Source organism: Pseudarthrobacter sp. C1 (genome assembly GCF_034720455.1).
In the GTDB taxonomy this organism is placed as follows: Bacteria; Actinomycetota; Actinomycetes; order Actinomycetales; family Micrococcaceae; genus Arthrobacter.
This window is the reverse complement of the sequence record NZ_JAYESK010000006.1, coordinates 25,442-38,052: the sequence shown is the minus strand read 5'-3', so window position 1 is coordinate 38,052 and position 12,611 is coordinate 25,442. Positions and strand designations below refer to the sequence as shown.

Annotated in this window: 12 protein-coding genes; 8 read left to right on the top strand and 4 right to left on the bottom strand. The window is 65.0% G+C overall.

What is annotated here, in order from left to right:
• Positions 1–66 precede the first annotated feature (66 nt).
• Positions 67–1,188 carry an alcohol dehydrogenase catalytic domain-containing protein gene (locus U7114_RS11710; protein ID WP_323057443.1) on the bottom strand — a complete coding sequence of 374 codons (1,122 nt, stop codon included), beginning with the start codon at positions 1,186–1,188 and terminating at the stop codon, positions 67–69.
• 164 nt (positions 1,189–1,352) lie between these two features.
• Between U7114_RS11710 and U7114_RS11705 the strand changes: the two genes are divergently transcribed.
• The 8 genes from U7114_RS11705 (at position 1,353) to U7114_RS11670 (ending at position 10,273) form a co-directional block, all read left to right on the top strand.
• Positions 1,353–2,195, top strand: coding sequence for an alpha/beta fold hydrolase (locus tag U7114_RS11705; protein ID WP_323057442.1), 843 nt, complete (start codon positions 1,353–1,355; stop codon positions 2,193–2,195).
• Positions 2,196–2,238: 43 nt separating this feature from the next.
• On the top strand, positions 2,239–3,768 hold the full coding sequence (locus tag U7114_RS11700) for an NAD(P)/FAD-dependent oxidoreductase (protein WP_323057441.1): 1,530 nt from the start codon (positions 2,239–2,241) through the stop codon (positions 3,766–3,768).
• Between the two features lie 63 nt (positions 3,769–3,831).
• On the top strand, positions 3,832–4,602 hold the full coding sequence (locus U7114_RS11695) for an SDR family NAD(P)-dependent oxidoreductase (protein WP_323057440.1): 771 nt from the start codon (positions 3,832–3,834) through the stop codon (positions 4,600–4,602).
• 11 nt (positions 4,603–4,613) lie between these two features.
• On the top strand, positions 4,614–5,483 hold the full coding sequence (locus U7114_RS11690; RefSeq protein WP_323057439.1) for an SDR family NAD(P)-dependent oxidoreductase: 870 nt from the start codon (positions 4,614–4,616) through the stop codon (positions 5,481–5,483).
• Positions 5,484–5,592: 109 nt separating this feature from the next.
• Entirely contained in the window at positions 5,593–6,564 is a 972-nt protein-coding gene (locus U7114_RS11685) for a tripartite tricarboxylate transporter substrate binding protein (protein ID WP_323057438.1), read from the top strand.
• 55 nt (positions 6,565–6,619) lie between these two features.
• Complete coding sequence (locus U7114_RS11680) at positions 6,620–7,132, top strand: tripartite tricarboxylate transporter TctB family protein (protein ID WP_197432461.1); 513 nt, start codon at positions 6,620–6,622, stop codon at positions 7,130–7,132.
• Positions 7,133–7,145: 13 nt separating this feature from the next.
• Entirely contained in the window at positions 7,146–8,792 is a 1,647-nt protein-coding gene (locus U7114_RS11675; protein ID WP_323057437.1) for a tripartite tricarboxylate transporter permease, read from the top strand.
• Positions 8,793–8,803: 11 nt separating this feature from the next.
• A complete protein-coding gene (locus tag U7114_RS11670) occupies positions 8,804–10,273 on the top strand; it encodes an MFS transporter (protein WP_323057436.1) in 1,470 nt (489 codons plus the stop codon).
• A gap of 82 nt (positions 10,274–10,355) precedes the next feature.
• Here U7114_RS11670 and U7114_RS11665 read toward each other — a convergent pair whose 3' ends face one another.
• The 3 genes from U7114_RS11665 to U7114_RS11655 all read right to left on the bottom strand — a co-directional run bounded on the left by U7114_RS11665 (position 10,356) and on the right by U7114_RS11655 (position 12,576).
• A complete protein-coding gene (locus U7114_RS11665; RefSeq protein ID WP_323057435.1) occupies positions 10,356–11,117 on the bottom strand; it encodes a CoA-transferase subunit beta in 762 nt (253 codons plus the stop codon).
• Between the two features lie 71 nt (positions 11,118–11,188).
• Positions 11,189–12,103 (bottom strand): CoA transferase subunit A, encoded by a 915-nt coding sequence (locus tag U7114_RS11660; protein ID WP_323057434.1) that lies wholly within the window; start codon positions 12,101–12,103, stop codon positions 11,189–11,191.
• A 17-nt stretch (positions 12,104–12,120) separates the two neighbouring features.
• Positions 12,121–12,576 (bottom strand): MaoC family dehydratase, encoded by a 456-nt coding sequence (locus tag U7114_RS11655; RefSeq protein WP_157240801.1) that lies wholly within the window; start codon positions 12,574–12,576, stop codon positions 12,121–12,123.
• Positions 12,577–12,611 lie beyond the last annotated feature (35 nt).

Here is a 12,611-nt window from a genome sequence, read left to right as displayed (position 1 = left end):
TATCAGCGGTGGGGTACCGGGCGGCCGTTCGCAGCTGCCGGGGTTCAGTTCTGGTGCCGATAACTCTCAATTGAACATCACGATCTGGCGGATGGCATTTCCATCGGCGAGTTCATCCATCGCCTCGTTGATGTTGTCCAGGGTGATCACCGACGAAGCCAGTTTTTCGACCGGCAGCCTTCCTTCGCGCCACATCTGGGCGTAGACCGGGATGTCGCGGGCGGGTACTGCGGAGCCCAGGTAGGAACCGACGATGGTGCGGGCCTCGGCTGTGATCCCCAACGGTTCAATGGATGACAGCACTCCCGCAGCCGGCAGTCCGGCAGTCACCGTGGTGCCGCCGGGCGCCGTGGCCTGCACCGCGGTTTCGAAGGCGCGGGGGTGGCCGGCCGCCTCGATGACGATGTGGGCCCGGATGCCCAGGTCCGCGGCCTCGGCAGGCGAGTACGTTTCTGTTGCCCCCAGTTCCCGCGCTGTGATCAGTTTGTCCGGGTTCGCATCGACGCCGATGATCCGGGCGGCTTCGGCCCACGCTGAGGAGATTGCGACGGCGGTCAGCAGGGCTGCCATGCCGACTCCTCCGAGGCCGACGATCATGATGTCCTGCCCCTCCTGGGGATTCCCCGCGTTGATGACGGCCCCGCCTCCAGTCAGCACCGCACACCCAAGAAGTGCAGCGACCGACGGCGGCACGTCGCTTCCGACCGGGACAACCGAGCGGCGGCTGAGTACGGCATGGGTCGCGAACCCGGAGACTCCGAGGTGGTGACGGACAGGCTGGCCGGCACGCGTCAGTCGGGTGGACCCCCCTGGCAGCGTTCCGGCCCCGTTCGATTCTGTACCGACGCTGCACGGCAGCTTGCCCCCGGTGCGGCAGTTGGGGCACTCCTCGCAGCGCGGCAGGAAAACCGTGACCACCCGCTGGCCCGGTTCAAGGTCATCGACATCCGCGCCGACAGCGACGACCGTACCGGCGGCCTCGTGGCCGAGCAGCATGGGCAGCGGACGGGGGCGGTCGCCGTTGACCACGGAGAGGTCCGAGTGGCAGATACCCGCAGCCTCCATCCGTATCAGGACTTCCTGCGGTCCCGGCCCGGCGAGGTCAAGCTCCGCAACGGAAAGCGGGCGGGACCGGGCGTACGGACGGGGGGAGCCGACGGTCTCCAGGACCGCGCCGGTAATCTTCATTGTTTCCCTTCCAACGATTGTGCTTCGTATCACTCTTATGCTTTTATGAGAGTGTAATCCGCACGGAGTGCACTTTCAATATCGCGTGACTGCGCGTTGCCTGCACCCGATCGGATCCCCTCATCGTTATCAGCACCGGCCAGTCAAATTCGAAGGGATTGGAATTGAAGATTCATCCAGATGCAAACGAGGGTGCCGTCCACGTCGGGGGCCTTTCGGTTCCTTTCCACGACACGCTTGCACCGGAGGACTCCCGGGACACTGTGGTCCTGGTCCACGGAACGGGCGGAAGCGCCAAGACTCATTTCCGCACCCTCTTTCCCATGCTTGCCGCCCGGTACCGTGTCCTGGCCGTTGACCTGCAGAGCCCTGCCGGGGAACCGACCCTCGACGGATTGTCAGGGCAGGTTGCGGCCGTCATCGACCACCGCGCTCCTGCTCAGCCGGTCCATGTGGTCGGCTACTCACTGGGCGCACTGGTGGCGGCCGACCTCGCCGCTTCCCGCCCCGAAAGCGTGTCAAGCCTGACCCTGGTGGCCGGTTGGGTCAGGGCCGACGCCCAGCAGCGGCTTCGCAACCGGATCTGGAAGCGGCTCTTCGAGTCGGATCAGGACCTCCTGCGCGAGTTCGTCACCTGGACAGCCTATGGACACCCTTTCCTTGCCGGCCGGGGCGACGCTGACATCCAGGCCCTGATTGATGCCCGGACCTTCCCGGAGGGGATTGCCGGGCAGATGCGGCTCAACGCCGTCGCCGATCTGAGCGGCAGGCTTACAGCGATCACCGCTCCGTCCCTGGTCATTGCCGGCGCCCACGACCAGATGGTGCCCGCCCGGCAGACCCAGCTCCTCTTCGGAGGCCTTCCGAACGCCCGCTACGCGGTCATCGACAGTGGTCACGCCGTCCCGCAGGAGCGCCCGGCCCAGCTGTTCCAGCTCATCAACGAATTTGTGACGGACCCCGCCGCTTCTCCTGCGGGCCGGATCCGGGAAACACTCTTTGTCTAGCCCGTCGGGAACAGCAAGCAACAACACGCACATTGGAGGAACAGTGGAAAGTACCCCTATGGGTTATCCGGCGTCCGGTTCGCCGGTCGACGTCATCATCGTCGGCACAGGCTTTGGCGGCCTTGGCATGGGCGCAAAACTGGCCCGCGAGGGCGAACGCTCATTCATCATTCTCGAACGGGCGGAAGACGTGGGCGGAACCTGGCGCGACAACCACTATCCCGGCGCGGCCTGCGATGTGCCGTCGCTGCTGTACTCGTTTTCCTTCCGCCCCAACCCTGAATGGTCCCGGATGTTCGCCCCCCAGGAGGAAATCCTCGGTTACCTGCGCAGCGTTGCCCGGGAAGAGAACCTCCTTGAACGGATCGTGTTCGGCGCCGAACTGACCGATGCCCGCTGGGATGAGGCGGAAGCACTGTGGAAAGTCAGCACCCCCAAAGGTGAGTTTGCAGCCAAAACCCTGGTGACCGCCGTCGGGCATCTGTCCGAGCCGAAGATGCCCGACATCGAGGGACTGAGCGATTTCTCCGGCGAAGTGTTCCACTCAGCGCAGTGGAATGACGGGATTGACCTGGCGGGCAAGCGGGTGGGCATCGTCGGCTCGGGAGCCACGGCCATCCAGGTCTTGCCCGAGGTGGCAAAGATCGCCGGGGAGGTCGTTGTGTTCCAGCGCTCGGCCCCGTACGTGACGCCGCGACCGGACCGGGCCTACACCGAGGAGGAAAAAGGCCTTTTCCGAAAGATGCCCGAGGTGATGCAGGAACTGCGGGAGGAGATGTTCTGGTCCAACGAGGAGCGCTACGCCCAGCGCCGGGGCACCCCGACGCTGGTCTCCGCTGCAGCGCAGGTCGCCCTGGACCATCTTCACCGGCAGATTGAGGATCCGGAACTGCGCCGGAAGCTAACCCCGGACTACACGTTCGGCTGCAAGAGGGTCCTGAAATCCAGCGACTACTACCCGACGTTCACGCAGGAGCACGTCCACCTGGAAACCGGCGGCGTCACGCGTGTGGAGGGCAACCGTGTTATCGGCGGGGACGGAGGCAGCCACGAACTGGATGTCATCATCGCCTGCACGGGTTTTGAAGCGACAGACCTGCCCATTGCCTACCGCATCTACGGCCGCGACGGCCAGCCGCTCAGTGAACGCTGGGCCAACGGCATGCAGGCCTACGCCACCACGGCCGTGCATGGGTTCCCGAACCTGTGGATCATCAACGGGCCCAACACCGGGCTGGGCCACAACTCCGCCGTCTACATCGCCGAGGCCCAGATCGACTACATCATGGGCGCGGTGAACTTCCGCGACCAGGCCGCTGTGCCGGCGCTGGAGGTGAGCAGGGAAGCGGAGGATGCCTTCATGGACCGTGTGGACCAGCTGGCCCAGGGCACTGTGTGGCTCGACGGCGGCTGCAGCAGCTGGTACGTTGACCACCGCAACGGGCGGCTGACCACACTGTGGCCGGAACCGGCCTATACCTTCCGCCAAGTCAACGCGCCCTTTGACCCTGAACCCTATCTGGCCGGATCCACGGACCAAGCCAGGGAAGAAGCCCTGGCCGGAGTGCGCTAACGGCCCCACGGGGAGACTGCCGAGAAGAAGGCCGCCTCCCGTTCAAAGAGGAACGGAGAAAGCATGAGTAACAACCAGCAGCACCACCGAACAGCCGTCGTCACCGGCGCGGCCGGGGGCATCGGCCGCGGCATCGTGGAGTCATTCCTGGCCAGCGGGGACCGGGTGATCGCCGTGGATGCATCAGACTCCGCACTGGCCGGCCTCCGGGCGGACCTGGATCCGCAGGGCGGATCCCTGCAGACGATGCACTGTGACGTCACTGAGCCCGGCGACTGGCAACGGATCGCAGAGGCGGTGGAGGCCAGCCCGGAAACCCCTGCGGTGCTGGTCAACAACGCCGGCATCTCCCCGAAGCGGGACGGACAAAAGATCCCGGGTGATGAAGTCCCCTTGGATGAGTGGATGAGTGTCCTGGCGGTGAACCTCACGGGCCCGTTCCTGGGTATCCAGGCCCTGGTACCGCACATGAAGAACACCGGATTCGGCAGGATCGTCAACATGTCCTCCCTGGCAGGACGCGACGGCGGCAGGCTGGGCGGCGTCCACTATGCCGCGACCAAGACGGGCCTGTTGGGCCTGACCCGTTCCTTCGCGCGGGAACTGGCACCGTTCGGTATCACCGTCAACGCCATCGCCCCGGGGCGGATCGACGCCGGCATGGCCGCCGGCGTCTCCGACGAAGTCAACCGGAACTATCTCAGCCGCATCCCGGTGGGCCGGCTGGGCAGCGCCGATGACGTTGCCCAGGCCGTCCAGTACCTGGCCGCCGTTGAAAACGGCTTCGTCACGGGCGTCACGGTTGACGTCAACGGAGGGTCGTACATGGGATGAGATTCCAATCCTTGAATCCTCCGGAGGCGGGCGGGAGCGGGGCGGACCGATTGCGGGGGCCGGACAGGCTGCGGGGCAAGGTGGTACTGGTTACCGGCGGTGCCGGCGGTATCGCCGCGGCCACGGCCCGGCGCCTGGCCGCCGCGGGAGCACACGTATCCCTCGTCGACCGCGACCAGCCAGCCCTGGACCAGCTGGTCTCCACGCTGGGAGAGGGCCATCTGGCCACGGCAGCGGATGTGACAGACCAAATGTCCCTGCAGGCCGCAGCCCGGCGGACAGTTGAGCACTTCGGCCGGCTGGACATCGTCTTTGCCTGCGCCGGGATCGGCAGTGCCTCCACGGTGGCCGTTTCCAGCACCGAGGACCTGCTGCGGATCGTCGACGTCAATCTCGGCGGTGTGATCAGGACCGTCAAGGCCACCTTGGAGGAGATCACCGCAAACCGGGGTTACTACCTGCTCATGAGTTCGGCCGCCGCGTTGAAGAATGTTCCGCGGGCCAACGCGTATGCCGCCTCCAAGGCGGGCGTGGAGGCCTTCGGCGGGGCGCTGCGGCTGGAACTGGCCCATAAGGGCGTTGACGTGGGCGTCGCGCATCCGGCATGGGTGAGCACCGGCATGATTTCCGGGGCGGGAAGCCGGGCCGGAGAGAGCCGCTCCCTTCCGTGGCCGTTCAACGTGGTGTCCAGCACGGACACCTGCGCCGACCTTCTCGTTGGCGCGATCGCCGCGCGGCGGCGCAAGGTATTCGTCCCGCGCAGCCTGGCCCTGATGGATCCGCTGCGGTGGATCTCAACCGGGCCGCTGTGGGACGCCTTCATGAAACCCCGGGCGGCGCTGAGCGTCTCCAGGCTCGAATCAGCAGCACCCAACGAATGATTTATTTCACCGGAGGCGGTTGTGCCGCCGGTCACAATCCTGTATTACTGAGAGGGCACTCCTTGCGGAGTGCACTCTCAACTTCAGATCGAAACCACCAGAGGTTACCTTGAACAAGACTCGCGTGTTCTTCGCTGCCGTCACTGTCGCCGGCCTTTCGCTTTCCGTCACGGCCTGCTCCGGTGCCTCCAAGGCATCATCCGAAAACTACCCGACCAAGTCCATTACGTTCGTCATGCCCTATGCCGCCGGAGGGCCTTCGGATACAACGGCGCGTGCCTACGGGGCCTGCCTCGGAAAGCTGCTGGGCGGCACCTTCGTGGTGGAGAACCTTGACAGCGGAGCAGGTGCAGTGGCCATGCAAAAGCTGGCCGGCGCCAAACCCGACGGCTACACCGTAGGGCTCAGCACCAACGGGCCTATGGTCCTGAACCCGATGAGCAACGACCTGGCCTACTCCCAGGACGATTTCCAGGCCCTGGGCACCATGGCAGCCATCCCCACCCTTTTCGCCGTGCCAAAGGACTCCCCGTACAAGAGCCTGCAGGAGTTGTTCGACGCCGCCAAGGCCAACCCCGGGAAGATCTCCATCGGTGTTCCGGGAGCCACCAGCTCGCTGGCCACTGAACTCAAGCGCCTGCAGAAGGGGAGCGGCATCGAATTCGCACTGGTTCCCACCTCCGGCAGCGCCGAACTGATCACCAACCTGCTGGGCGGCCACATCGACGCCGGATTCGTCAACGACTACCTCGACGTTGAGGCCCAGGTGAAAGACGGCGCCCTCGTCCCGCTCGCTGCTGCCGGTGAAGCACGCTCGGAGGCCTTCCCCGACGCTCCCACGGCCAAGGAGGCCGGCTTCGACGTCAAGACCACCTCGGTCTACGGGCTCTTCGCCCCCAAGGGCCTGCCGCAGCAGGTTTCGGAGAAACTCGAAAGCGGCGTCGAAACCTGTAGCAAGGACACCGAAGTCATCGGCCAGATCGGCGACCGGTTCGTGCCGAACAGCTTCTCAAATGCGGAAGCGACCCAGCAGGTTTTTGCCGACATGCGCACCCGCTACGAGCCCCTCCTGGCGAAGTAACTAACAACGACTCAACCGCCGGCCTATGACGGCCGGCACGAAGAAGGGTGAACCCATGGTTTCTACTCCCGTGGAAGCGGCCGCTGAAATCCGGGAACCGGAAAGGCCCCGCACCGGCGCCTTGCGCTGGCAGCGCAGAATCGCTCCGCTCGTCCTGCTCGCACTGGGCCTTGGGGCTGCGGCCGGGTCATGGCAGTTGAAGCTGGGCACCCTGCACAATCCTGCCCCTGGCCTCTGGCCGTTCGCCATCTCGCTGGCCATCGTCTTCAGCGCCGCGGCACTGATCGTGTGGCCGGGACATGAGCCGCTGGAGGCTTGGGGCCGCCGGAGCGTTTCGGTAATGGCCGGCATCGCGAGCCTTGCCGCGTTCATAGTGCTCTTCGAACTGGTGGGCTTCTTCATCCCGGCCGTGCTGATGCTCCTGTTGTGGCTTCGGGTGTTCGGCCGGGAGTCGTGGCGCTGGACGGCTGTCTTCGCCGCGGCTGGCCCGGCAGTGCTTTATGTCATCTTCGACCGGCTCCTCGGCGTACCCTTCCCCGCCGACCTGGCGCTTGACGCCTTCGTCTAGAACGGACCCTCACATGGATATCCTGAGCAACCTCGGTGAAGGCTTCTCGGTGGCCTTAGACCCGGTGAACCTGCTGTTCGTCCTGATCGGCGTGGTGGTGGGAACCGCCATCGGCGTCCTGCCCGGCCTGGGCCCCACGGCGACAATTGCGCTGCTGCTGCCCATCACCTACACCATGGATCCGACCGCTTCGATCATCATGCTGGCCGGCATCTATTACGGATCGATGTACGGGGGCACCATCACTTCCGTGCTGCTGCGCCTGCCGGGCGAGGCAGCCTCGGTGGTGACCACCTTCGACGGCTACCAGATGACCAAGCAGGGCCGTGCCGGCGCGGCCCTGGGCATCTCCGCCATAGGTTCTTTCATCGGCGGCACCGTGGCCGTCATCGGCCTGACGTTCATGGCGCCCGCGCTGGGCAAGATCGCCCTGTCGATGGGTCCGGCCGGCTTTGTTGCCCTCATGGTCATGGGCCTGTTCCTGGTCACGTCCCTGGGCACCGGATCCACCATCAAAAGCGTATGCATGGCCGCCGTCGGCCTGCTCCTGTCCACGGTCGGACAGGATCCCGTCAACGGGTCGGCGCGTTTCACATTCGGCCAGGCGCCGCTGCTGGGCGGCCTGGACTTCGTGGCCGTGGCAATGGGCCTGTTCGGCGTCGCTGAACTGCTGCGATCCCTCGAACAGACAGAAAAAGCCCAGGCCATCAAGGCCAAGATCAAAAACATCTGGCCTTCGCGGAAGGACATGAAGGACTCTGCCGGTGCCATCGGCCGAGGATCGGTCCTCGGATTCTTCATCGGCATCCTTCCCGGCGGCGGCGGAGTCATCTCCTCCCTGGCCTCCTACGCGCTGGAGAAGCGCCGGGCGAAGGATCCCAGCCGGTTCGGAAAGGGTGCCATCGAAGGTGTCGCAGGACCGGAAACGGCGAACAACGCGTCCTCGACCACGGCGTTTATTCCGCTGCTGGTGCTTGGCATTCCCTCCAACGTGGTGCTGGCAATGATCTTCGGCGCCCTGCTGATGCACGGCATCACCCCGGGTCCGCGGCTGATGACCGATCACTCCGGACTCTTCTGGGGCGTTATCGCTTCGATGTACATCGGCAACCTGATGCTGCTCATCCTCAACATTCCGCTCGTGGGCATCTTCATCCAGATGCTGCGCGTGCGCCAAGGCATCCTCGTCGCTTTTTCCCTGCTGATCGTGTTGATCGGCGTTTACTCGATCAACAACAGTTCCTTCGACATGTGGGTTGTGCTGGCCTTCGGCGTCCTCGGGTGGATCATGTCCAAGACAGGTTTCGACGCCGGCCCGCTGGTCCTGGCCTTCGTCCTCGGACCTATCCTGGAAAAATCCTTCCGACAGTCCATGCTGATTTCCGGCGGCAGCCTCGACATCTTTGTCACCGACCCGGCCGCCGCAATCATTTTCAGCCTTATTCTCGCCGTCATTGCCATCAAGGCCGTCAGCGGCTTCCGGCGCCGCTTTGCCGGAGCCAAGGCTTCCCCGCACGTGCCGGTGGCGGAGGAGCAAGCTCCGCAGGCCACGTCCGACGGCGGTGACCCAGCAGTACTCCCCGCCGCCTCTTCAGGACCGGGTGAGGGGGCGCCGGCAGCCCAGCATGCCGACAAGCAACACAGCCCCACCGCCCGCTGATCGCCAAGGGAATGCCTCTACGCGGGAAAGGCAGAGCATCGAAGCCCAAGGCTGCCGGCAGGCTCCTTGTACCGGTGCTGTGCCTGTGCGGAACGACAGTCACGCTTCAGCAGGCTACGGTGGTTCCCCTGCTGCCCGACCTGCCGCGCTTGCTCGGGATCTCCGTTGAGGACGCCTCCTGGGTCCTCACCGCCACACTGCTCGCAAGCGCAGTGGCCACCCCGGTGCTGAGCCGTCTGGCAGACATGTTCGGCAAACGCCGGATCATGCTCGTCTGCCTGGTCATGATGACCATCGGCTCAGCACTGGCGGCGCTGAATCTGGGTTTTCCGGCCATGATCGCCGGCCGCGCGCTCCAGGGATCCGCCGCAGCCCTCGTGCCCGTGGGCATCAGCGTCCTGCGCGAGGAGATCCCCGCCATGAAGCTGGGTCCAGCCGTCGCGATGATCAGCGCCACCTTGGGTTTCGGGAGCGCGCTGGGCCTTCCGCTGGCCGGTGTGCTGTATGAGTTCCTCGGCTGGCAGTCAATTTTTTGGAGCGCCGCTGCAGTCGGAATCGTCCTGGTCGCGCTATTGCCGCTGGTCATGCCGGAATCCCGGGTCCGCACGCCGGGCACGTTCGACTACGGAGGGGCCATCCTGCTCTCGACGGCCCTGACCGCCGCACTTCTTGCCTTGTCCAAGGGCGGTACCTGGGGCTGGACCAGTGCACCGACGCTGACAACGGCACTAACCGCGGTCGTTGCCCTGGCCCTGTGGGTCCCGCTCGAACTGAAGATCAGTCAACCAATGCTGGACCTGCGGACCTCGGCCCGGAGACCCGTGCTGATCACGAACCTGGTGGCGGTCCTCGTGGGCTACTCCATGTACTCCAACCTGCTCTCCACCACCCAGCAGTTGCAGATGCCTGGCGCGGCTGGATACGGCTTCGGCCTGAGCGTGATGGCTGCCGGACTTTGCATGGTTCCCATCGGCTTGGCAATGGTGCTCTTCACTCCCGTATCCGCCCTCAGCAGCCGCCGTTACGGCGCCAAAACCGCCCTCATTATGGGCTCCCTCGTTTCTGCCGCCGGCTACGTTGGCCGCCTCTTCCTGACCGAAGAAGTCTGGATGGTGATGCTGGGAGCCGTTGTCATAGGCATCGGCAACGCCATCGCCTATGCGGCGATGCCGATCCTCATCATGGGATCTGTCCCCGTAACCGTCACTGCCGCTGCCAACGGGCTGAACACCGTGCTGCGCGTCATCGGAACCACCATCGGCAGCGCCGCCGTGGCCGTGCTGCTGGCCTCAACCACACTGACGCTTGACGGAACAGAGCACCCATCCTTCCGAGCCTTCGAACACGTCTTCTGGATTGCCGCGGCAGCAGCCCTTACAGCTGCGGTACTGGCAAGCTTCCTGCCCCGGCAACGCCCCGCATCAACAAAGAAGGTCGGCCGAATCGATCAGGGCATCAGGAACACGGCGCCGGCAATCTGATGGCAGAGCGTCACACTGCCAGCGTGGGGGAGTGGCCAAGCCGGTGATTCCTGTCGATCCGGAGGGGATACCGGACCCGGACTCATCGCAGGTATACCCGCTCCGGATCCAACACGTCCCGCAGCAGTGCCAGTTCCCGGCCGGTCGGCGGCACCGTGGTGACCAGGTTCTTCGAGACCTGCAGGTCCCACCCCGTGGCTGCCCTGACGTCGTCCACCTCGACGCCGGGATGTACAGCGGCAAGGACAAGCTCTTCGTCGATGCCCCGGCGTGTCATGATGCCCAGATCCGTAATGACGGTGGTCACGCCCAGGCCCGCGGGCATCACGCCGCCGCGGGCCGCCGCCGCCCGCCGCGGTCCGGGCGTGGTGCAGAAATCGAGGTCCGCCACGAGGGACCGGGGATTGTGCCGGCGCATCACGACGAAGATTTCGCCGGCCCCGGCCATCGCCTCGATGGCGCCCCCGGAGCCTGGGAGCTTACTGGCCGGTGCCGCCCAGTCCTTTCCGATCAGGCTGGAGTTCAGGCTGCCGTATCTGTCCACCTGGGCGGCACCGAGGAATCCGACGTCCACGCGCTGTCCCTGCAGCACGAAGTTGAACAGCTGCGCCATGGGCAGGACCCCCGCCGCGCCGGTGACGAGGACCGAATCCGAAATACTGCGCGGCAGGTCTGCCGGCTGCGCACCGGTCACGCCTGACTCATAGATTATTTCGACGCCGGGAGAAACCGTCCGCTGCGCCAAGGACACTGCCAGGGTGGGAAGTCCGTGTCCGGCGAACACCACATGCTTTCCTTCCAGCGCACGGGCGGACAGGGTGGTGAGAAGCTCGCTGCTGGTCACTTCCGGCTGTGCAGATTCCGTTTGGCGGCAGGATACGCGTGTCGATGATTTTTCCGATCGTTCCGTGATGCTCATTTGCGGCCTCCGTAGTTGACCGGAACGGAGAATGCCGCCTCGACCTGCAGGCGGTCCCAGTAGTCCGGGCCGAGACGGGCAATATACTCCGCATGGTCCCGGGTGCCGTGGATGTTTTCCTGCAGCCAGTCGCGAAGCCGCCGCGGATCGCGGGCGAGCTCGGACCAACGGCGGCTGAACCCGTCGTCGCGGTCATAGTAGCCCTGGACCGAATGAGGATGCGCTCCGCGCGGACAGTGGACCACTGCGTCGACTACGTGGGATGGAACGATGGTGCGGTTCGGATCGGAGCGGATGACGGCGTCGTCGACTATTTCCTCGACCGTGACAATGACCCTCCTAGCGGCGAAGGCAGCTTCGGCCTGCACGCCAAGAATGCCCCACGCCTGGATGTTGCCGGCCCGGTCGGCCCGCTGCGCGTGAATGATCGTCACGTCGGGATTCAGCGCTGGGACCACGTGGATTTCCTCCCCGCCGTACGGGTCCTTGACGGACCGTATCTTTCCGTTCAGTGCCACGAGATCGCTGCCCCGGTAGGAGTTGATGGGATAAAACGGAAGCTTCGAGGCACCCGCAAGGTACCGGCAAACCATGCCCCCGTGGCTGTATTCCTCAAGGTCCAACGGAACCGGGTCCGAGTTCTCCACCCGCCGGCGCAGCTCGTGGAGCGAGCCTGCCGAACTGTTTCCGACAAAGGAGCCGATGACCCCCTTCAGGCAACCGGCCGCCAGCAGTTGGTCAATCATCACGTCGCCGGTCATCCGGGCCAGCGTCAGGTCACGGAATCCCTGCCGGATTATTTCGTGGGCAGCCGCCACCGGAACCAGGTGCCCGAATCCCTCGATGGCCACAAGCTGGCCGTCCCGGATGTGCTCCGCCACGGCCTCGCTGAGGGATGTTCTCTTGTCCACCGGCCTGCCGAGGCCCCTCAGCCGACCATCAAGGAGACTGTTTCAGCCACGCAGGCCGGCCGGGCCCCGCCCTCGAGTTGAATCTCATGGCGGATCACCACCTGGCTGCCTTGGGCCGCCGGCGTGACGGAGACGAGGGTGAGGCGGCTCCGGACCCGGGAACCCACCGGGACCGGGCTCGGAAACCGGACCTTGTTCAGCCCGTAGTTCACGATCATCTTCAATCCATTGACCCGGTACACCTCTTGTGCCAAGAATGGGATCATCGACAGGGTCAGGTAGCCGTGGGCAACCGGACGCCCAAACGGGCCGCCGGCCGCCCTCTCCGGATCGACGTGGATCCACTGCTGGTCGCCGGTGGCATCGGCAAAGTCCTGAATCCGGTCCTGTTGGACACTGTGCCAGCCGCTCACACCAAGTTCTGAGCCAATCAGCGGCACAAGCTCCGCCAGGCCATTCAGTTCCCTCACCATGAAAATCTCCCGTTGACTAGGACGACGATTGTTAC

Coding starts and splice junctions, on each gene's coding strand:
- U7114_RS11655 (WP_157240801.1), bottom strand. CDS start 12,576: ATGGTGAGGGAACTGAATGGCCTGGCGGAGCTTGTGCCGCTGATTGGC.
- U7114_RS11680 (WP_197432461.1), top strand. CDS start 6,620: ATGGTTTCTACTCCCGTGGAAGCGGCCGCTGAAATCCGGGAACCGGAA.
- U7114_RS11675 (WP_323057437.1), top strand. CDS start 7,146: ATGGATATCCTGAGCAACCTCGGTGAAGGCTTCTCGGTGGCCTTAGAC.
- U7114_RS11670 (WP_323057436.1), top strand. CDS start 8,804: ATGCCTCTACGCGGGAAAGGCAGAGCATCGAAGCCCAAGGCTGCCGGC.
- U7114_RS11695 (WP_323057440.1), top strand. CDS start 3,832: ATGAGTAACAACCAGCAGCACCACCGAACAGCCGTCGTCACCGGCGCG.
- U7114_RS11710 (WP_323057443.1), bottom strand. CDS start 1,188: ATGAAGATTACCGGCGCGGTCCTGGAGACCGTCGGCTCCCCCCGTCCG.